Origin of the sequence: Lactiplantibacillus daoliensis (assembly GCF_005405005.1) — a bacterium.
Taxonomy (GTDB): Bacteria; Bacillota; Bacilli; order Lactobacillales; family Lactobacillaceae; genus Lactiplantibacillus; species Lactiplantibacillus daoliensis.
On the sequence record NZ_BJDH01000001.1, the window covers coordinates 421,881 to 442,838 of the forward strand.

The 20,958-nt window shown below is 45.0% G+C and carries 20 protein-coding genes; 4 read left to right on the plus strand and 16 right to left on the minus strand.

What is annotated here, in order from left to right; all coding sequences use genetic code 11:
- Window positions 1-4: 4 nt before the first annotated feature.
- Window positions 5-1,381 carry a DNA repair protein RadA gene (gene radA, locus FFM64_RS02060; protein ID WP_137606327.1) on the minus strand — a complete coding sequence of 459 codons (1,377 nt, stop codon included), beginning with the start codon at window positions 1,379-1,381 and terminating at the stop codon, window positions 5-7.
- Window positions 1,382-1,494: 113 nt separating this feature from the next.
- Complete coding sequence (locus FFM64_RS02065; protein WP_137606328.1) at window positions 1,495-2,031, minus strand: dCTP deaminase/dUTPase family protein; 537 nt, start codon at window positions 2,029-2,031, stop codon at window positions 1,495-1,497.
- 191 nt (window positions 2,032-2,222) lie between these two features.
- Between FFM64_RS02065 and FFM64_RS02070 the strand changes: the two genes are divergently transcribed.
- The 3 genes from FFM64_RS02070 to FFM64_RS02080 all read left to right on the plus strand — a co-directional run bounded on the left by FFM64_RS02070 (window position 2,223) and on the right by FFM64_RS02080 (window position 4,649).
- Window positions 2,223-2,543 (plus strand): GNAT family N-acetyltransferase, encoded by a 321-nt coding sequence (locus FFM64_RS02070; RefSeq protein ID WP_379857970.1) that lies wholly within the window; start codon window positions 2,223-2,225, stop codon window positions 2,541-2,543.
- 13 nt (window positions 2,544-2,556) lie between these two features.
- Window positions 2,557-3,240, plus strand: coding sequence for a ribose-5-phosphate isomerase RpiA (rpiA, locus tag FFM64_RS02075; RefSeq protein ID WP_137606330.1), 684 nt, complete (start codon window positions 2,557-2,559; stop codon window positions 3,238-3,240).
- A gap of 77 nt (window positions 3,241-3,317) precedes the next feature.
- Window positions 3,318-4,649, plus strand: coding sequence for a C1 family peptidase (locus FFM64_RS02080; protein ID WP_137606331.1), 1,332 nt, complete (start codon window positions 3,318-3,320; stop codon window positions 4,647-4,649).
- Between the two features lie 67 nt (window positions 4,650-4,716).
- On the opposite strand, the gene FFM64_RS02085 is transcribed toward FFM64_RS02080, so the two are convergent.
- The 4 genes from FFM64_RS02085 to FFM64_RS02100 all read right to left on the minus strand — a co-directional run bounded on the left by FFM64_RS02085 (window position 4,717) and on the right by FFM64_RS02100 (window position 9,182).
- A complete protein-coding gene (locus tag FFM64_RS02085) occupies window positions 4,717-6,180 on the minus strand; it encodes a multicopper oxidase family protein (RefSeq protein ID WP_137606332.1) in 1,464 nt (487 codons plus the stop codon).
- Window positions 6,181-6,308: 128 nt separating this feature from the next.
- On the minus strand, window positions 6,309-6,986 hold the full coding sequence (locus tag FFM64_RS02090) for a 2,3-bisphosphoglycerate-dependent phosphoglycerate mutase (RefSeq protein WP_137606333.1): 678 nt from the start codon (window positions 6,984-6,986) through the stop codon (window positions 6,309-6,311).
- Between the two features lie 122 nt (window positions 6,987-7,108).
- Window positions 7,109-8,149, minus strand: coding sequence for a DMT family transporter (locus FFM64_RS02095; protein ID WP_137606334.1), 1,041 nt, complete (start codon window positions 8,147-8,149; stop codon window positions 7,109-7,111).
- Window positions 8,150-8,228: 79 nt separating this feature from the next.
- Window positions 8,229-9,182 (minus strand): AEC family transporter, encoded by a 954-nt coding sequence (locus FFM64_RS02100; RefSeq protein ID WP_137606335.1) that lies wholly within the window; start codon window positions 9,180-9,182, stop codon window positions 8,229-8,231.
- A gap of 274 nt (window positions 9,183-9,456) precedes the next feature.
- Here FFM64_RS02100 and FFM64_RS02105 point away from each other — a divergent pair, with 274 nt between their 5' ends.
- On the plus strand, window positions 9,457-10,647 hold the full coding sequence (locus FFM64_RS02105; RefSeq protein WP_137606336.1) for an LCP family protein: 1,191 nt from the start codon (window positions 9,457-9,459) through the stop codon (window positions 10,645-10,647).
- A gap of 354 nt (window positions 10,648-11,001) precedes the next feature.
- On the opposite strand, the gene accA is transcribed toward FFM64_RS02105, so the two are convergent.
- The 10 genes from accA to FFM64_RS02155 all read right to left on the minus strand — a co-directional run bounded on the left by accA (window position 11,002) and on the right by FFM64_RS02155 (window position 20,941).
- Window positions 11,002-11,769: a carboxyltransferase subunit alpha gene (accA, locus tag FFM64_RS02110; RefSeq protein WP_137606337.1), complete on the minus strand. Its 768-nt coding sequence runs from the start codon at window positions 11,767-11,769 to the stop codon at window positions 11,002-11,004.
- Window positions 11,762-12,568 carry an acetyl-CoA carboxylase carboxyltransferase subunit beta gene (locus FFM64_RS02115; protein ID WP_137606338.1) on the minus strand — a complete coding sequence of 269 codons (807 nt, stop codon included), beginning with the start codon at window positions 12,566-12,568 and terminating at the stop codon, window positions 11,762-11,764. The genes accA and FFM64_RS02115 overlap by 8 nt, the downstream gene beginning before the upstream one ends.
- Window positions 12,565-13,887, minus strand: coding sequence for an acetyl-CoA carboxylase biotin carboxylase subunit (locus tag FFM64_RS02120; protein ID WP_137606339.1), 1,323 nt, complete (start codon window positions 13,885-13,887; stop codon window positions 12,565-12,567). Before FFM64_RS02120 ends, FFM64_RS02115 begins: the two co-directional genes overlap by 4 nt.
- 2 nt (window positions 13,888-13,889) lie before the next feature.
- Window positions 13,890-14,270, minus strand: coding sequence for an acetyl-CoA carboxylase biotin carboxyl carrier protein (locus tag FFM64_RS02125; protein WP_137606340.1), 381 nt, complete (start codon window positions 14,268-14,270; stop codon window positions 13,890-13,892).
- An 11-nt stretch (window positions 14,271-14,281) separates the two neighbouring features.
- Complete coding sequence (locus tag FFM64_RS02130) at window positions 14,282-15,253, minus strand: beta-ketoacyl-ACP synthase III (protein WP_137606341.1); 972 nt, start codon at window positions 15,251-15,253, stop codon at window positions 14,282-14,284.
- Between the two features lie 224 nt (window positions 15,254-15,477).
- Window positions 15,478-15,993, minus strand: coding sequence for a PTS sugar transporter subunit IIB (locus FFM64_RS02135; RefSeq protein WP_137606342.1), 516 nt, complete (start codon window positions 15,991-15,993; stop codon window positions 15,478-15,480).
- Window positions 15,990-16,409 (minus strand): PTS sugar transporter subunit IIA, encoded by a 420-nt coding sequence (locus FFM64_RS02140; protein WP_137606343.1) that lies wholly within the window; start codon window positions 16,407-16,409, stop codon window positions 15,990-15,992. Before FFM64_RS02140 ends, FFM64_RS02135 begins: the two co-directional genes overlap by 4 nt.
- A gap of 78 nt (window positions 16,410-16,487) precedes the next feature.
- The gene (locus tag FFM64_RS02145) at window positions 16,488-19,331 is read right to left on the minus strand and encodes a sigma-54-dependent transcriptional regulator (RefSeq protein ID WP_137606344.1); all 2,844 of its coding nucleotides are present in this window, start codon (window positions 19,329-19,331) and stop codon (window positions 16,488-16,490) included.
- Between the two features lie 161 nt (window positions 19,332-19,492).
- Window positions 19,493-19,876 carry a DUF956 family protein gene (locus FFM64_RS02150; RefSeq protein WP_137606345.1) on the minus strand — a complete coding sequence of 128 codons (384 nt, stop codon included), beginning with the start codon at window positions 19,874-19,876 and terminating at the stop codon, window positions 19,493-19,495.
- 150 nt (window positions 19,877-20,026) lie between these two features.
- Window positions 20,027-20,941, minus strand: coding sequence for a PTS system mannose/fructose/sorbose family transporter subunit IID (locus tag FFM64_RS02155; protein ID WP_137606346.1), 915 nt, complete (start codon window positions 20,939-20,941; stop codon window positions 20,027-20,029).
- Between the last annotated feature and the right edge of the window lie 17 nt (window positions 20,942-20,958).

Sequence of the window (20,958 nt, forward strand, 5' to 3'; positions counted from 1 at the left end):
ACGTTTATTTTGGTTGTTGCAAAGCCAATTGGAGTGCTTCTTTTAAAGTGGCGACACCAATGACATCGATCCCCTTTGGAATATCCCAGCCTTGCAAATTGTTCTTTGGTACAAAAATTCGTTTGAAGCCTAATTTAGCCGCTTCACCAACCCGTTGCTCAATACGATTGACCCGGCGAATTTCACCAGTCAAGCCAACTTCACCGACAAAGCAGTCACTTGGCCGTGTTTGTTGATCGCGATAGCTTGAAGCCACACTGACTGCAATTGCTAAGTCAATCGCTGGTTCATCCAATTTCACACCACCAGCCGCCTTTAGATAAGCATCCTGGTTCTGTAACATTAGACTAGCCCGTTTTTCCAGTACCGCCATTAACAGTGATACCCGATTATGATCCAGACCACTGGCCGTCCGCTTGGCGTTACCAAACACAGTTGGTGTCACCAAAGCTTGGACTTCAACTAAAATCGGCCGCGTACCTTCCATTGAAACCACAATTGCCGAACCGGTGGCATCTTTAAGCCGTTCCTCCAAGAATATTTCTGACGGATTGGCGACTTCATATAGGCCACCCGTCCGCATTTCAAAAATCCCCAGTTCATTAGTTGAGCCAAAACGGTTTTTAACCGCCCGTAAGATTCGGTAGGTGTGGTGTAAATCGCCTTCAAAGTAAAGCACGGTATCCACCATATGTTCCAAAATCTTTGGCCCGGCAATCGCACCACCCTTGGTCACATGACCCACAATAAAGATAGTAATGCCATTCGTCTTCGAAATCTGCAGTAATTCAGCCGTAATTTCACGAATTTGAGAAACTGACCCAATCGCTGAATCGACATCTGGTTCTTGCATCGTTTGGACCGAATCAATCACAACGTATTGTGGTTTAGTGGTCTCAATGGTTGACCGAATATTGCTCATATCGGTTTCTGGATATAAATAAAAGTCTTCACTCTCAACTTTTAACCGTTCCGCTCGCATTTTAACTTGTGAAGCACTCTCTTCACCAGTCACGTATAAAACAGAGCCACCGGTTTCAGCTAATTGACCAGAAACTTGCAACAGCAAGGTTGATTTCCCAATTCCAGGATCGCCACCAATTAAGACCAATGAGCCCGGTACCACACCGCCACCAAGAACCCGATTGAATTCCTGTAACTTAGTCTTCACGCGGGGCGTCTTCGTCAAAGAAACTTCCTTGAGTCGTTGTGGCTTAGCTTGTTTGCCAGCAAAACTAACCCGTGATTTCCGATTAGGTGTTTTATCAAAATGTTCTTCAACTAAAGTATTCCACTCACCACAATTGGGACAACGTCCTAAATAGCGCGGCGTCGAATACCCACAATTGGAACAAACGAATTGTGTTTTAACTTTTGCCACTAATCATTTCCTCCAATCTAACAGCTCGATCATTGATTAAATATAGTCACCTTTTATTCTACCATTAATGGCTCTGAAAGCCGTTAAATTACCTTGGTTTAACCTATTTTTAGTTATTTACCACTCGAACCAAAGCCGCCAGCTCTGGTCGTCTTGATCTCAGCTTCATCCGTTGCGATCAAATACTGGGTAAAGATTCCTTGACCGATTCGCTCACCCTTCTTGATATGAACATCTCGAATGCCCATGTTAATCAACTGGATAAAAATTTCGCCTTCATTGTTATCATTATCATAATAGTCAGCATCAATTACCCCAATCCCATTGGGCAAAATCAAGCCACGTTTGAGGGGATTGCTAGACCGATTAGCAATCATTAAGTATTCATCATCATTCATATAGGCTTTGATCCCTGTTGGTACCAAGAAGGGTTTGAGTGTCTTGGCAGCCGCATCTAGATCAGTCGCTGAAGACGTTTCACCATGTCGTAGTTGCCAAAGTACTTTAATGAAATTAAATTTCCAGATTGACGGTAACGTAAAATCAACGGCCGCTTCAAAATCATAACCGGCGGCCTTTTTAGTTGTTCGATAAGGAATTGTTAATCCTGCCTGTGCATATTTACTCACAATTTTAAAGCCACGTGCCATTTTTATTTCCTACTTTCTTGTATGGTTTCATTTCTATAGATCATCGCTAGTTGTCGACTCATGCTAAATCGATGTGCCTATTTTTCACAGTTGTTTCAGTGATAATAAAACACACCCGATATCGTTAATATTTTACCATACTTCAGCTAGTTGTATCGTTGACAAATCAGGCATTTATCGGTTTAATTACCATGAGTATTAAAACCCTTTACAAGGTGGTGACAACAATGGAATTCACGCGTGAACCAAATCGATTTTACTTTAATGATCAAGCTGGAAAGCTAGCCGGCGAAATCACCTTTCCTGCCATCCAAGACGGTCAGGTTTGGGTTATTGAACACACCTTTGTCCGCGACGACTTCGGTCATCAAGGTATCGCCGGGCAATTAGTGATGGCTGTCATCGACGCCGCCCGTGCTGAGCATAAAAAAATCAAACCGCTTTGCACTTACGCTAAAGCATTCTTTGATCGTCACCCTGAGGTAGCAGATGTCTTAGCCAATCAAAATTAAGGAGCATTCCAAAATGACTCAAGATCAATTGAAACAACTTGTCGGTCAAAAGGCCGTAGAATATATCAAAGATGGCATGCAAGTCGGTCTCGGCACTGGTTCTACCGTTAAATTCATGGTAGATGCCCTCGGCGAGCGTGTAAAAAAGGAACACCTCAATATTGTTGGCGTTTCAACTTCTGATCGAACAGCAGCGCAAGCAAAACGCTTAGGAATTCCCATGAAGTCCGTTGATGAAGTCGACCACCTTGACTTGACGATTGATGGTGCGGATGAAATTTCCGCAGACTATCAAGGCGTTAAAGGCGGTGGCGCGGCCTTATTATTTGAAAAAATCGTGGCCATTAATTCTGACAAGGTGATGTGGATCGTTGATGAAAGCAAGATGGTTAAACAGCTGGGTGCGTTTGGTCTACCCGTTGAAGTGATCCCTTACGGTAGCCAACATATCTTCGAAAAGATGGCCGCTAAAGGGTATCATCCCGTTTTCCGTAAAGTCGACGGTGAATTTGTCCGAACAGATTCTAATAATTATCTCATCGACCTGCACCTGAACCCCATTACCGATCCCCATGCACTGGCCGAAGATTTAATTCACATGGTCGGTGTGGTTGAACATGGTCTATTTTTAGATATGGTCAATACGATTATTGTCGGTCATGAAAACGGTCCCGAAGTCATTGAAACACGCCCTTAATTTAAATAATTTCAGAACACTTGCCGGAAAGTCGGTTTACCGATACAATTAAAATAAGATTAAAGGAGTGTGATTTTTTGAGTAAAGCAATTAGTATGGATCAAATCGCTAATTTCCAAGCTGATTTAGATCAACGCGCAGAGGCAAAAGTCATCGAACGCGCCGTTACCAAGAATGGTATCTTAGCAAGCAGCCAAGATACGCAAGCCATGAGTCAAACGACCCCAGTATTTTCCATTGATTTGGATACCGGTGGCGTTGCTAACCAAAAACAAAGTGGTCGTTGCTGGATGTTTGCCGCATTAAACACGATGCGTCACTCATTAGCCGATCGTTTCAAATTAAAAAACTTCGAATTATCACAAAACTACACCTTCTTCTGGGACAAATTCGAAAAAGCAAACTACTTCTACGAAAATGTCTTGGCAACTGCTGATCAACCAACCAGCAGTCGTAAAGTGGCTTGGTTAATGACCACCCCACAACAAGATGGTGGCCAATGGGATATGCTCGTCGCCATTATCCAAAAATACGGGATTGTGCCTAAGAGTGTCATGCCTGAAACTTATAACAGTTCAAAGTCTGCTGAAATCAACAGTACTTTAAACTTAAAGTTACGTAAAGACGCTGTCGAATTACGTGAATTGGTCGCTGCTAAAGCTACCAACGATCAAATTCAAGACCGCAAAGAAAAAATGTTAAATGAAGTTTACCGGATGTTGTCTTATGCATTTGGCGAACCCGTTAACGAATTTGACTGGGAATATCGTGATGATGATAAGAATTATCATATCGACCAAGGCTTAACACCACAAAGCTTCTTCAAGAAGTACATTGGCTGGAACTTGGACGATTACGTTTCAATCATCAACGCCCCAACCGATGACAAACCATACAACCACACCTACACGATTGAAATGTTAGGTAACGTTTTGGGTGGCCGCGAAGTTAAACATTTGAACGTTACGATGGCTGACTTCAAACAACTTGCAATCAACCAACTTCAAGCTGGTCAATCTGTTTGGTTCGGTTGTGATGTTGGTAAATCATCCGACCGTCAAAAGGGTGTCATGGCAACCGACGTTTATGGGACTGATGAATTATTTGATATTGACCTCGCTATGTCTAAGGCAGAACGCCTAGATTACGGTCAAAGTCTGATGACTCATGCTATGGTTATCACCGGTGTCGACCTCGTTAACGGTCAACCAACTAAATGGAAGGTTGAAAACAGCTGGGGTGACAAAGTCGGCGAAAAGGGCTTCTTCGTTATGAGTGATGCCTGGATGGACGAATATTGTTACCAAGTTGTTGTTAACAAACAATTCTTACCTGATGAACTCAAGACGGCTCAAGCAGAAAAGCCAACGGTCTTAGCACCTTGGGATCCAATGGGCGCCTTAGCATAATCGCTGAGTCATAAAAATCCAATTTTAGTTAATCATTAAGTTGATTAGCTGAAATTGGATTTTTTGTTTAACTCACCTTAATTTGGCCCATCATTCCTTGTTCTTCATGTTCCAAGTTATGACAGTGATACATATAGATGCCACGATTTTTAAAAGTAAATGCAATTTTCACGGTACTACCGGAAGCCAAATCAACGGTATCTTTCCAGCCCCGTTCATTTGCCGGTGGCTGTTTTCCATTAATGCTCAGGATTCGAAACTGAACACCATGTAAATGAAACGGATGACTACGCCCGCTCATCATGCCACGCGCATTTTTTAACGTCCAAACTTGGGGTTGGCCGACTTTGGCAGTCAGATCAATGCGCTTAGCGCTGTATGTCTGATCATTAATCGCCACCATATGGCCCATCCCGCTGAAAGTTAAGGACTGATGTTGGGCACCAGCTGTGTCCACCGTTGGCAGCGTAGCAAGTTTCGTCGGCAATTGACCACTCGTGCGGCGGTGCTTAGCCAGGCGCAGCTGCAAAACTCGCTGCTTGCCGGCCATCACAGCTAAAGGCTGACCCGCGGCTAACTTATTCGTGTCGACCACCACTTCGGCTCTCTCGCCAGGCGCTAACGCTAACTTCTTAACCGCCACTGGCCTTGCCAATAAACCACCATCATCCGCAATTTGTTGCATCGCCTGCTGGTTACTCAACGTCAAGTGATAATTCCGAGCGTTGGAACCATTAACCAGCCGGAGCCGGACTAACTTTGTCTTAACGTTAACGTATGGATTGAGCGTCCCATTCATCAATAATGTTGGCCCGGTCGTCCCGTCAGCCGAATAAGCCTTGTCGTAGTCAAACTGATTTGCTGCCGAAAACTGGCGATCCTGAATGATGACCGGAAAATCATCTTTGCCATAATCATGTGGTAAATTGAGCTTCTGACTTGCCTGATCGTTGACATAAATCAGGCCGGTCAGACCTTGATAGACCTGTTTGGCGGTGCTTCCCATCACGTGCGGATGAAACCACAACGTTGCCGCTGGCTGGGTAACCTTAAAACTGACTTGCTTCGTAGCGTCTGCCGCCACTGGCTCGTGGGGACCGCCATCCATTTCTCCAGGGACCACCGCGCCATGCCAATGAAAGCTAGTCGCTTCGTTCAATTGATTTTTGGTCGTGATGTTTAAAGTTTGGCCTTGTTTCACTTGTAAAACCGGACCTAAATAATTACCGTTATAGCCTAAGGTTTGCGTCTTACGCCCGTCTTTAAAAGCCATGGCACCTTTTTGGGCCGTAACGGTATACGACACCGCGTTGGCATCCGACCGATCTGGCTTGAGTAGCGGGGGTAAAGCGAGTTTGTGACTGGCCGTCGGCGTTGTCGCTAACTTAGTCGAGGTCGTCGAACGTGACATCATTCCCGACCCATGCGTCGTTTGGCCCATCATCGTTGGCCGAGTTTGTCTAATTGCAATGCCAATACCAAGTAGTCCTAAACTGACTACCCCGATTAGCCCCCATTTACTTGCCTTCATGTGCTTGAACCCCCCGTTAACTTCATTTTGATTACAAGTGTAGACGATTCACACACAATTTACAACCGTAAACGAGCCAAACACAAAAAAAGTTATCGTTAGCTCACTAGCCAGCTGATAACCTGCAATTAGAGTTCATCTTTACCTAAAACGTGTAACTGGTCATCTAAATGATATTGAATTGGCACACCATTCGCGACTTCCACCCCATCGATGCCAGTATCACTAATCTGTTCCAAATATTTGATCAATGCGCGCAGCGTACTACCGTGAGCCACGATCAATTGATTTTCCCCCGCCAGTAACCGCGGCGCAATCACATCAATCCAATAAGGCATAATACGATCATAGGCCATCTTTAGACTTTCGCCGCGTGGTTCAACTGCTGGGCCATATTTCGTGTAACGCCGATCATGGCTTAATTCGTTGGGCGCCAATAATGGTGGCACCGTCTCAAAGCTTCGCCGCCACTGTTGGACCTGTGCCTTATCATAGAGGCGTCTGGTCTCATCTTTATTCTGACCACGTAACGCCCCATAATGCCGTTCGTTAAGCCGCCAAGTTTTATATTCGGGTAACCATGCTTGGTCAATCTCATCTAAAATAATATTCGCAGTGACGATGGCACGCTTGAGGACTGACGTATGCACCGCACTAAATTGTAGTCCTGCTTCACGAAGCCGTTTTCCCGCATGATGTGCTTGTTGAATACCGATTGCCGTCAAGGGAACATCACTCCAGCCAGTATACGTATTATCACGGTTGGCCGTACTTTCACCATGTCGGACAATTACCAATTCTGTCATAAAATTTCTCTCCACCTGTCGCCTTGAATATCTCTATCATAATCGATTTTACTGGGCAAACGCAAGCTGCCCCAAAGAAAAAAGGCTTGAGTCTTTCAACTCAGCCCTCCTAAACTTAATCACTAATCTTCTTGTTCTGAAATCGCGTTCGAATGCGTCGCGATTTGTTCACGAACCGTGGCTTTAGTTTCGGCTTCGGCGGCTGCCTTAGCTTCTTTGCCCATAGTACTGTCGCGTTCCTTGAAGCGGTTCCCGACAAAGGTTACTACAGAACCAATTAAAATCACGATAATCCCAACAATAGTCGTTGGTAGAATTTTTTCATGTAAAATCAGCGCAGCTAAAATTGGTGCTAGCCCTGGCTTGATGAAGAAAACTAGGGACGCCGTTGAGACGTCGGTTTGTTCCATGGCTAGGAAGTAGAAGGCAAAGCCCCCACCGGTAACACAGACGCCAATAAAGAATAATAGCCAGAAATAGTTCATATTAACATTCGTCAACACTGGGATGGCGGCAAATTGGCGTAACCCAACTGACCGTAAGCCACTGGCAATGACTGGAATTTTTGTAATTAAGGCAATAATCAATAATTCGAAAGCCCCGGCAAAGAACGTGAAACAGGTCATGGTCAACCCATTTAAGCCGCGTTTAACGGAACCGTACCGTGAAACGATACTGTATAGGCCGAAGGTGATCGCCGAAGCAATCGCCAAGACCAAGCCTAACCCATTCGTCAAATGCGCCGGATTAACAATGATTAGTAACCCAATCACTGAAATCACAACGGAAATCAAGTTTGAACGGCCTAAGCGTTCATGGAGAATCAAATATGAAAATAGTAACGCAAATACCGGGTTACAGCTGAAAAGTACGGCCACGGTTGAGGCTTGATCTACCGTAATCGCCAGTTGATAAAGCGACATACTAACAATGACACAGACCAAACCAGTGAGACCGAATAAGCGCCAATCAGCGCCAACCAATTTTCGACCAGTTTGCTTTAACGCGCTCAAGGCAAATGGTAGTAAAACAACTGCCCCAATAAAGAACCGAATCAAATTTAACTGAATCGGATTAAATGCGCTGCCCGCCATCTTTAGGGCAATTTCCATTGAACTAAACATCAACGTTGAAATTGCAATGTAAAGATATGCTTTCTTCACGAATCGTTCGCTTCCCTCTTAATAAAAATTTAATAGTCAACGGCGTCTAGTATAGCACCATTTTCAGTAAATTTTCAAATTAATGAATAATGTTTGACTGGACAATCATCATCAAAATTGGAATCACAATCAAACTCAACAGTGTCGTTTCTGTCACCATAATCGCGGCATAGTCCGCATCAGCGCCATATAACTTAGAGACCACTGGCGCATTAGTCATAACTGGCATTGCCGATTGTAAAATGAAAACTTGTTTCATTTCCACTGGCATCGACATTGGAATCAACATCAAAGTCATTAAAACGGGTGCAAAAATGAAACGTCCCAGTAGAATCCCGATACTATCTTTGTCAAAACGCATACTGCTGAGACCAGCATTGGCCATCGAAATCCCAATAAAGATCATCGACAGCGGCACGGTCAACCCACCAATATAGGTAAAGTCTTGCATTAAGAAGTTCGGTAATTGAATGTGACACAGGACCAGAACGACCCCGATGAGGAAACCTAATAGTGGTGGTGAAAAAATTTTAGAGAGGGTCTGTTTCAAGTCGAACTTGGCAGCACCCACCCCATCACGCTGAATCAGGTAGACACCCAGTGTCCAAAAAATCGTCGTATTCGCCATATAATAGACTAAAACATATGGTAAAGCGCTATTGCCAAACAAAGCCTCATTAACTGGTAAGCCAATAAAAACCGTGTTGGAATTAAGGAACATCGACGAAAACAGCCCCCGGTGTCCCTTTTTAATGTTAAGAACGCGCATGACACCGAATGACAATCCGAATAAAATCGCCATATTTAAAACTGGAAATCTTAGCCCTGGTAAGGTCGATAACAACTTTTGCGCGGTAAAGTCCTTTGTGATTGTTGCAATCATATATGCTGGCAACGCAATCTGCGTGACCAAGCGTGCCACTAACTTCGTGGAATCTTCGCTGAACCAGCCCCAAGAAGCTAACAAATACCCCAAAGCAATCATGACAATAATGATGACAACGCCTTGAATACTATGTAAAAAGATCGCCATTACTGCTGTCCCTCCTTAAAAATAACAATTCCATGAGAATTCTTCAAGTATACCACTGTTTTTAAGTCGCTTGTAGCCAACTCAAACCCGCAATTGTTTGACACCGCCTACAAATTTACTTATAGTATTCTATAATTGTGTTCCAGTTAGCTAAATCGAACTCAGTCAATCATTGATTGTTAAAATCTTTTTAAATCAATCTAATTTTGGGACGAAAAATTGATATTCGGCATAAAATGAGATCAGTAAAAATACGAGATAACGAGGAACTAAAATGTCAGAAAATAACAATGAGCCAATGGGCCCCCGAGAAACACGCTACCGACGACGTCAACAACGCAATCCACATTTACGACCACATAAGCGACGCCCGTGGCTCCTGATCGCCTTACTGGTCATTGTCGCGCTTGGTTCCGTGGGGTCAATCTGGGGTATCAAAACCTGGAATGCCGCTCAAAACACCATGAATACAACCTATGAAGGCACTGGTTCTGCGAAACTACGGAATGTTGATGCTGTTCTAAAAAAGAATAAACCTTTCTCTATCCTATTGTTAGGGACTGATACTGGTGCGCTAGGTCGTGGTAAATCTTTCTCCGCACGGACAGATACCATGATTGTGGCAACAATTAATCCTAAAAAAGAAAAAATGACCCTCACGAGTATTCCACGTGATACGCTCGTGAATATTAACGGGCAATCTCAAAAGATCAATGCCGCGTACACGATTGGTGGGCCAAGTGGTGCCGTCAAATCCGTCCAAAAGTTACTTAAGTTCCCGATCGACTTCTACGTCCTCATTAACATGGGTGGCCTCAAGCAGATTGTTAACGCTATGGGGGGCGTCACTATTACCCCATCCCTGACATTTAAATACGGTCACGCCGATGTCAAAAAAGGCGTCAAAACAAAATTAAATGGGGCAGCCGCCTTGGATTATTCACGGATGCGTTATGACGATCCATTAGGTGACTATGGTCGCCAAAAGCGGCAACGCCAAGTCATCATGGCGATGGTCAGTCAGTCGAACTCATTGGGTTCAATTGCTAACATCGAAAAAATCACCAAAGAATTAGCTAACAATATGCGGACTGATTTAACTTGGAGCGATATGGTCACCCTTGATACGAAGTACAAAAACGCTTCACATCATGCTCGCGCCTATACACTGCAAGGAACGGATGCGACTATTGACGGGCTTTCCTATCAAGTTGCCTCCGCAACGGAACGCTACAACACCTCAAAGCGAATTCGTAAAGATCTACAACTTTCAACGGCTAGCTTAACCAAGTCATATTTTGAAACGACCGCGTCAACAGGAACCGGCAGTGGTTCAACATTGTCTTCTTCATCAACGACCACCACGGATGGGACAACGACAGACTCGACCCAAACTTATGACAATACACAAACAACCCCGACTCAAGGTCAAGGTACAACAACGACTACCCAACAAGGTTATTAAATACCAAAAGCGCCTCCCAAATTTCAGGGAGACGCTTCTTTTTTGATCTTTTAAAGGTTGCAAGTTGAAAGTTCTTCTGTTCCACCACGACAATAATCAGGCTACGGGAAATAGTCAGATATTGCCGCTTAGCGGAGTCAGTCAAAATCGGTGTGCGGTGTCGGCAAGATTAGTCGGCGTGTTCTTGGCCAACTAATCCTGCGGGACAATTCAAAGACGGGGTTATCGGCTTTGAATTGAGACGCTAGACCGTCCTTGGGCTGGCACCATCCCCCACAGCACACCGATTTTGACTGACGGAGCGCTGAATTTGGACAAGTCTACTCTAGATGATTTTTTACAATAAAATTACTATTATTGTTCTGACCACCAGTCCATGAACCTTTGGAACTTAGCTTCACGTTGCTGCGTCAAATTAGTCTGCGATTTTAGGTCAGTGACCGTTGCCATGATTTGCTGACAGATCACTTGGACCAAATCAGGCTGCGTATGATCGATAACATGATCAACCAACCCTCGCTGCTGCAAATCACTTGCCGTCATCGGTAGTAGGTCAATTGCATCACTAACGGTCTGTTGACCATGTAAAATCGCCGCGACCGCTTCTGGTGACGCGACATTAAACAGACTATCATCTAACATGATAATTGCGTTTGCATTGGCAAACGCAAGCGCACCGCCACTATGGCCTTCACCTAAAAATACGACCACGTTTGGTACGGTTAGTTGCCCCATCGCAGCAATCAGGTCAGCAATCGCTTGGCTTTGACCAAAGCGTTCCGACTTCGGACTAGCATCCGCGCCCGGCATATTAATTAAACTAACGACTGGCAAATCAAACTTTTCCGCGTGCTCGATAACTCGTAAAGCCGTTCGATATCCGGCCACAGTCAATGCCCCGCCATTTTTTTGCCGGCGCGTGACCAAATCATGCCCGCGATCAACGCCTAAAACAGCCAATCCTTGTTGTTGCGCCGTGCGCCCAAAGCCTGCGGTTAATGCTTGGTCATCGCCTAAAACACGATCGCCATGTTGGCGTACTAATGTTGGCAATAGGGCCTTGATGACCATCGGCGCGCTAATTCGGTCAGCTGCCCGTAATCGTCGTAGTCGTTCATCCATGATCAGGCCTCCCTAACTGTTGATAGCTCGCTAAAACATTAATTAAGTATGACCTTAATTCTGGCCGTACGACAACGGCATCCAATTGCCCGTGTTCAAGTAAACGCTCCGCAGATTGAAATGCCACTGGCAACGTGGTTGGCATGGTCTGCTGAATGACGCGCGCACCGGCAAAGCCAATCGTTGCACCAGCTTCTGCCACAATCACATCACCTTTAAAGGCAAAGCTCGCGGAAACGCCACCCATCGTGGGATCAGTCAAAACAGTAATCAACGGCAACTTAGCGGCGGCTAAACGCGCGACTTCCGCCAAAATTAAATTCATGCCGACCAACGCATACAAGCCTTCTTGCATCCGCGCGCCACCAGAAGCCGTGACAATCACCACGGGAACTGCTCGCTGCCGAGCGGCCTGCATTGCTTTAATCATTCGACGGGTCACACTCGTGTTCAAGGTCCCCATCATAAAATGAGAATCCATCACCATCAACATGACCGGCCAAGACCCAATGGTAGCCCATCCCGTCGTCACTGCCTCAGCTTCACCTGTCTTCCGTTCAGCCTGTTCAAGCTTTTCATCATAATTAGGAAAATTCAGTTGATTATGTGATTTCGCCGTTGTTTTTAAGGGCATGAAAGTCCCAGAATCAACTAATTGTGCCACCCGGTCAGTCGCCGTCAATCGTTGCCAATAATGACAATATGGACATTGTTGCCAGTGTCCCCATTGGCTTTGATGCACGTGACGACCACAGGCAGGGCAGCTCGTCCAAGTCCCTGCTGCTGGATAATGGCTCATTTTTCATCCTCCCATTGTGCTAAGCTGTGGATCGAATAAGTATCGGTCGCATATTCCGGTCGCGCAACCGTCTGCTGTAAAAAGGCCAAATTAGTCGTTGGCCCGACTAGTTTGACTGCTGCTAAAGCGGCTTGCAATCGTTTAACCGCAATTGCACGTGTCGCCCCCGTCACCATCAACTTTGCAATCAAACCGTCGTACATGGTGACAAAATGATCGCCAGTCCGATACCCCGTATCGACTCGAACTCCGCTCGGCCAATCAAGTTGCTTAATCAAAGTTTGTTTTAAAGGCAAACTGGCCGTCAGTCGGGCTTCAATCGCAATGCAAGGCTTTTTTTTACCAGTCAACCGCGGCAGTTCCAAGGGTGCTCCCGCCGCTTGTTTAAGCTGCGCCTCGACAATATCAATCCCAGTCGTCAATTCGGTCACGCCATGTTCGACTTGTAGCCGGGTGTTCATTTCCATGAAATAAAACGCGCCATCAGCAAATAAATACTCAATCGTTCCCAAGCTCTGATAGGCCAACTTGACTAATAATTGGCGTGATAGTTGATACAACTGCTGCCGCTGGTCATCAGTCAAAACACTCGCCGGACTTTCTTCTAACACTTTTTGCTTATGTAACTGCAGGCTACAATCCCGATCGCCTAAAATATAAAGCTGGTCACCAGCGCCTAAGACCTGCACTTCTATGTGCCGGGCTCTGGGGAGAAAGTGTTCCAAATACATCGCATCATTTAAAAAGGCGGCCGCGGCTTCCTGCCGTGCAGCTCGTAATTGTTGGTGTAGCGCCTGGATATCTGAAAGCACTCGAATTCCCTTGCCGCCGCCACCGTGACTGGCCTTTAAAACTAGTGGAAAGCCCATTTCTGTCGCCAAGCGCTTAATTTGTGGCCACGCCAACCCTTGAATTGAGGCACCAGCTAAAACCGGAACCCGTTGTTGACGCGCATAGTCTTTGGCCCGCGACTTGTTTCCCATCAGCTTGATCTGACTTGCCTGTGGACCAACCCAAGTAATTCCGCATTCCGCACACATCGCCGCAAAATCCGCGTTTTCTGCTAAAAATCCGTAACCGGGATGAATGGCATCTGCATGCGTATTAATAGCAGCCATGAGAATTGCTTCCGCGTTTAAATACGAATCAGTCGCTGGCGCTGGTCCAATACAAACGACTTCATCGGCCAATTGTGTATACCAAGCCTGGCGGTCCGCTGTTGAGCACACCGCCACCGTTTTAATATTCAGTTGTCGACAGGCTTTGATAATCCGAATGGCAATTTCACCACGGTTAGCAATTAGCAGCTTGTGAAACATTCCTACCGATCCTCTCGCATTTTAAATAATGGTTGTCCAAATTCAACAGTGGCGCCTTCTTCAACTAAAATCGTCGTCAACGTCCCAGTCTGTGGGCAAACCAAGGGATTGAATAATTTCATACTCTCAATTTGTCCCAATTCTTGCCCCTTCGTCACCGTTTGACCAACTGTTAAGTCCGGCGATAAATGCATGACCCCAACCATTGGACTCGTAATGGTCTGATCCTCATCCGTAGCTGCCGCAACATCGGTTGTATCAGTCTTCGCCACAGTCGCCTGACGTGAGACTTCAATTTCTAGTTCGCCTGCTTTAACGCGAATCTGTTGGTAGCCTTGCCGGTCGTATTTCTCAACTAACCGATCTAAATCCTTTAAGTCCATCATGATTACCTCTATTTTTTAATTAAAATTGATCCGTAGGCTAAGCCGCCACCAAAAGCCGTCAATAAAACTGGACCAGTCAACTGGTCGAAGACCCCGGCTAACGCCATGGCCACACCTGCCGAAGATGTATTACCGAATTTCTGCACATTGTGTGGAAACTTCGCCATTGGCAACGCTAATTTCGCGGCAATTTGTTCAATAATCCGTAAATTAGCTTGATGACAGATAACGTATTGCAAGTCTTCAGGGGAAACTTCAGCAGTATTCAGTAACGTTTTCATTTGTTCAGGCACGACTGTCGTCGCAAATTGAAACACTTCGCGACCGGCCTGATAAAAGGCATCCGTTTGGGGATAATTATCGGCACTAATGTTCTTAATTGGTTGGACCCGGCCCGAATGAATCACCGTTGCGTTACCTTGTGTCTGGAGTTTTTCGGCCAAGATACTATTTTCGGCTGGATGACTCGTTGGTTGCATCAAGACACCACCAGCACCATCGCCGAAAAACACGGCCGCCGTTCGGTCTTTAAAATCCATCATCTTGGAATTTACTTCCGCACTGATCACCATCACGTTTTGATATTGACCACTTCGAATAAATTTGTCAGCGGTCGACAGGCCGAAGGTGAAGCCGGCACAAGCCGCGCTCATGTCAAAAGCAAAAGCATTGTCCGCACCAATATTCGCTTGAACTAAACAAGCGGTGGCTGGCGTCAAAGCATCCGGCGTAATCGTCGTCACAATAATCAAGTCAATGGCACTCGCCGACAACCCACTCTTCGTCAACAATTGCTGCGCCACTTGGGTCGCGAGCGCCGACGTATTTTCATCATCCATGGCAAAGTGACGTGTCACGATACCGGTATGTGATTGAATCCAGTCATCCGTCGTATCCATGATTGCTGCTAATTCATTATTGGTAACCACGCGCTGTGGGACGTACTGCCCAGCGGCGGTGATCTTACTATAGATTGTCATCTGCTGACCCCCGTAATTTTCGACGCAATATAATTATGTTTATTGGTTTAATTTTATCAATAAAATGCGTCAGGTCAAAGTTTGCGCCTGAATTTTAGTCAAATCCTTAGACAAGCGCCATGGAACGCCCATTCATTAACGTGTGAAAACTGCTGACATAGTTAGCAATCGTACTAAAAAAGTACTGTCTCAGTCAGAAACCGACAGCACTTATTCATAGACAGCTATTTAGTTGTCGCTTCAAAGCCATTTTTTGCTAGCAAAGGCATGACGTCAACACGTTTATCAGTCGGAACCTTCTGGGCAAAGATTGCTAAGCCAGCCGCCTGCAATTGATACAAAGCCGCCGCCTCGCTTGGACCGACCGCAATCGCATTAGTCACCATCACCATGCCTGCTGTATAAGCCAAACTACCAATATCAATTCCCGTCGCCCGAAAATCCAAGCCGCCGGCGACTAAGCGCGCCATATTTTGTGGTGTGTCAGTCAAAATCAACGGTTTGACGCCATCAAATAGCGGATCATGATAGATCTGGATCATTTTATCAACGGTAATGACATTCGCTTTGACACCAGGTGGCGCGGCCTGAACAATCAACATTTTACGCAATTCATCTTTGGCAACACTGTCAGACACGACCAAAATACGATTTGGCGCGACTGTTTTCGTCCAAACCGTTGCAACCTGGCCGTGCAATAGACGACTATCAATCCGTGCTAACCGGACCGTCATCGTCATAGGACGTCATCTTCCCCGCCATCTTGTAATAGTTCAAGATGCTTGATTCCGATCTTACCGGTTTCTTCCAAATGCGCAATAACTTCATCAATTGGTTTATCACGAACAGTATAGGCTTCAATCAGCATCGGCAAATTGAGCCCCGTAATTAAGCCCATCCGGTCGGTATGTTCTGCGACAATCCGACTGGCCGCATTGAATGGTGAGCCACCCCACAAATCAACTAAGAATAGGACTTGATCATCAACATCAAACGTGGCAATCGCAGCATCGAGCTTTTCTGTTAAATCTTCGGGGTCCTCGTCCAAATTGAACGTGACCGTTTGTACTTTTTCCTGTTGTCCAAAAATCATATAAGATGAATTGACCACGCCATTGGCAAACTCACCGTGACTTACAACGACAAACGCTAGCATTTTAAAATAGCCTCCCTTTTTCTTTAATAATCTCATCACTACTATACATGCAAGAAACATGCCAAGTAGTGTATCAGGTTAAGCTAACTTAGCCTGATGGGTTTCTAATAATTGCACAATATAATAATTTTCCGCGTCAGAAAATGATAATTGTAATTGATCTGTTAACTGTTGGTTCGCCTGCTGGACAACTGGATACCACTTGGAACTGGTCATCGTCGGCAGTTCTTCCTCCGGTGCCGTCATCTGATCCTTAATCGCTGTGCGCTCCAACGCCCCGGCCAAATGCATAATCAAATCAATTCGAAAAGCATTTGACATCGGGTCAGCTAGTTTTTGGCTAATTACTTCACTGTATTGCCACAGGATTGGGGTCAATTTACGCGGATTTAAGAAAGTGAAATAATCGCCAAGATACTTTTCACATAACTCCGGGGTTAATTTCTGAGCATCGGTTAACTTACTTTGTGGTGAATTCAAGCCCATCGCCAACTGATCGATAAACTTTTCACCACCGCCCTGTAACAATTCCTCTAACGAAATAAATGGCACATCTAACTTGGGCTTAGCAATCCCAGTGGCCGCAATTATTTTGTAACTACGGCTGATTTGTGCCAGTCGAGTCGACATGTCCACAACCGAAATCGGAAAGACCGTAATCCCTTCAATAAAGTTTTGCGCTAACAAACTATCAAGAATGGTCTTAATTCGTTCAGCAGTCCCCACACCGGTCGCACAAATGGCGATAATTGCTCGATGATTTTCATCTGGTGTCGTGGACGTGGCTGGTTCAATCAACTCAGTCGCCTTTTCGGTCGGCAAATTACGAGAAATTCGCGAGTAGCCCTTAAAACCGACCAATTCACGATAAATCGTTTCCAGATCACTATCGATCAGTCCCGACTTACGAACTGCTTCCAAAACGACCGGTGTCGTCACCATATCAATCGTCCGAATAGGAATCCCGGTCTCTTTTTGTAGCCGTTTGCCAAAGGTCGTCAGTGAACCCATGTCAACTAACATTAAGACACCATTGCCAGCATCCAAATTTTGAATCTGAGTTTTAACGTGACCATATGCCACTTCCGGGTCCATATCAAGCGGCATGTCAAACGCCGCTGCGTCGTAATCGTCCAGTAATTGGCCGACGACTTGCGTCATTGAAGAAGCCGTACTCATTCCATGGGCCGCGACAAACACCCCAACTTTGCCGTCCAATTGCATGGATTTCAATGAAATCAATAAAATCGCTAAATAATACACTTCTGATTGTGGGATTGGTAAATGGTAACGCTCATCCAAGCTCTGCTTTAAGACTTGGGCCGCCTTAATTTCAGCGGGATACTCCTTAACCATTGCCAACATATCCGCACTCATCTGACGCATCGGTTTGCCAGCCTGAATTCGCTTGATGAACGAACTAATGTGTAGACTAACGGCATAAATAAAATTATCTTTAAAATTATAGCCGAGCATTTCCTGAATCGTTGCTTGCGCCGTTTTCGTAAAGTCGATGACATCTTGATCCACAATTTCAGCAAGTTTATTTTCTGGGGAAACATTCAATTGAGTCTGCTTATAAAATGACTTCAAATGTAAATTAATATCCGTCGTGATGAACCGGTTAATATGTTCTTTGTCTAATCCTTCTCGCCGTAATAAAGAAGCTTTATCGCCAATAATTTCATACAAATTATAAGGTAATTCATAATTATCATTCTTGTTGCGCAATGGTGTTGGCCCATCATTCGGCTTAACAATCAAAACCGGATCCAACAATTCTGAAATCGCACCAAGTTCATGGCGATTTGACGCCACAGTCATCAAGCCACTACGAATGTTTTGGGGCAAATCGTCCATGGTAATGTTGATTTCTGTATCATTTTCAATGCTGTTTACAAAACCTTGGGCACAAACCAACTGGATATTGGACTTTAATTGTCCAACGTTCCCATAAGTCACTGACCCGAGTAAAGCTTGTACCACGTCTTCAGTGAGCCGAATCTGTTTATTAATCCGGGCTGCTTCCAAAGAAAGCAAGGCCTTAAGCAAGGCCAAACGTTCTTTAGCCGAACGCTGGTTAAAGGCAGGTAATTGGATTGTAATCGGAATCCGGCGCACAAAAGTCTGTAATAACGAACTTTTGGGATCTTCAGTTGTCGCACAAACCAAGCGGACGTTAGCATGATGATTCTTAGCCGTTTCACCGAGTCGAGAATAAGTGCCATGATCCATAAAATAGAAGATCATTTCTTGACCTTCTGGTGGCAGCCGATGCACTTCGTCAAGGAAGAGCATCCCCCCATCAGCTTCTTGAATTAGACCATCTTTATCTTCATTCGCACCAGTAAATGACCCTTTAATGTAGCCAAACAGATGTGACATTAAGAGTTCAGGATTGTGGGCGTAATCCGCGCAATTGAAAGTAATCAGCCCTTGAGGATTCGTCAATACCCCTTGCGTTTCAGCAAACTCATACATCGTATTCGCAAAATAAGTTTTCCCAGAACCGGTCGGGCCAATCACCAATGTATTCAGGCCACGTGGCGGATATAAAATCGCCGCTTTCGCCTGTTCAACCTGATTTTGTAAGCTCTCGTGGGTGCCAATCATACTCTCAAAAATATCCGTTGCCGCCACTTTTGGCGCAGTCGTTGTCCCCACGGATTTTGACTGATGCTTAGCTTGTGTCGGCCGAGATTGTGCGGGAGCCACGGCGCTGGTTGGTGCCAGTTCCGGTTGTGTGTATCGCACCGGCCGGCCAGTTAGTTTGGTCAGCTGACCCTCACGAACTAACGTATTTAATTCCTTACTAACATTTGAGCGCGCCAATGCGAGCGCTTGTGCAACCATCTCAGTTGTCAGTCCCGCGGCATCACAATGCTGGCGGACAAACTCAAATATTCGTGCTTTTCTAGTCAACTGAGCCACTCCTTTGGATTACAGTCGTTACGTTCTAGTAAACGCTTAATTATGTCTAATCTTAACACACAAGTGTATCAATACACTACGGATATTCTTGTTAGCCTTTTAGACAGCAAAAAAGGCCACCATCACTGGTCGCCTTTTCAGCTTACTGGTACTTATTTCAAATAACTGCTTTGATTTTTACCTTTGAAAGCCCGTTTCAAAACATCAAAAAATGTTAATGAACGAACGATATGGTCCGGTTTAATGTATTTACGAACTTCCCGTAAAACTTTCCGTGGTTGCTTAGATGAAAACGTGTAAGTCCCGTTTTTCTTGGTTCGAAAACCATAACGTGGAATCCAACGGCCCTTAAACATCACTGACACAATCACCACGTCAACTTCCTTCCAAGGAATCTGGATGTAGTTTTTGGCATTACGGTTATCGTAAAATTCAAAACCGTGATCACCAACCATAATTTTGCCGTAATCAGTCAGGCCTAAATGCGAATTGCCGTCAACAACCATATCAACCTTGGTATTAAGCGATTGAACCATTTAAATGTCTCCATTTCTTTCTCTTGATAACACCGATTATACGGCGCCGACGCTTTTTTCGCAAAGCCCCGTTTTGACAAAAAGAGATGAACTCAGATGAGTCCATCTCTTAAGACCTAAGTCAATGACTCAGATTGAATCAAATCATCTCTACATAACACCAAGAACGTGCATGATAACACCAAAGGCGAATAAACCGAAGATGATCCAGATTGGTGAAACTTTCTTCTTTAATAACCACATGCAAAGGAAAGTAATGATCAAGGCTGCTAAACCTGGAATTAATTGATTCAAGTTATCTTGCAAGGTCGTAACCTTGTACTTGTCCAATGATAAACCAGCTTTTTGTTGTACTAAAGCTTCCTTGACACCCTTAGCACCGGCTGGCAATTTATCCCAGTCAATGTAAGCACCCTTAGCTTGCTTGATTGATGAAACTTTAACCGGACTGAAGTCAACATTGACCCACCGTTCGATCAAGGCTGGTAAGATGAACATCCCTAAGATAGAAGCACCTTTGGTAATGTCTTGTAAGATACCACCTGATAAATCTTCAGTAATTGCAGAACCGGCTTTGTAGCCAAGTTCTTGTGTGTACCACATAAATGCCATCCGCATAATATTCCAAACAACGAAGTACAAGATAGGACCCATGATACTACCACCCAGTGCAAGGGAAGCAGCTAAGGCACCGATAATAGGCTTAGCCGTGAACCAGAAGACTGGGTCACCAACACCGGCCAATGGACCCATCATCCCAACTTTAACCCCTTGAATGGTAACGTCGTCAATGGGAGCCCCATTAGAACGTTCTTCTTCAAGCGCCATGGTAACACCAATAATTGGTGAAGCCACGTAAGGATGAGTGTTAAAGAATTCCATGTGACGCTTTAAAGCAGCGGCACGATCTTCTTTAGTCGTATATAACTTTTTCAAAGCTGGGATTAATGAGTAAGCCCAACCACCGTTTTGCATCCGTTCATAGTTCCAAGAACCTTGGAGGAACGTTGAACGCCACCAAACATGAATACGATCTGATTTGCTTAATTTAATTTGATCAGCCATTTTAGTTTTCCTCCTTC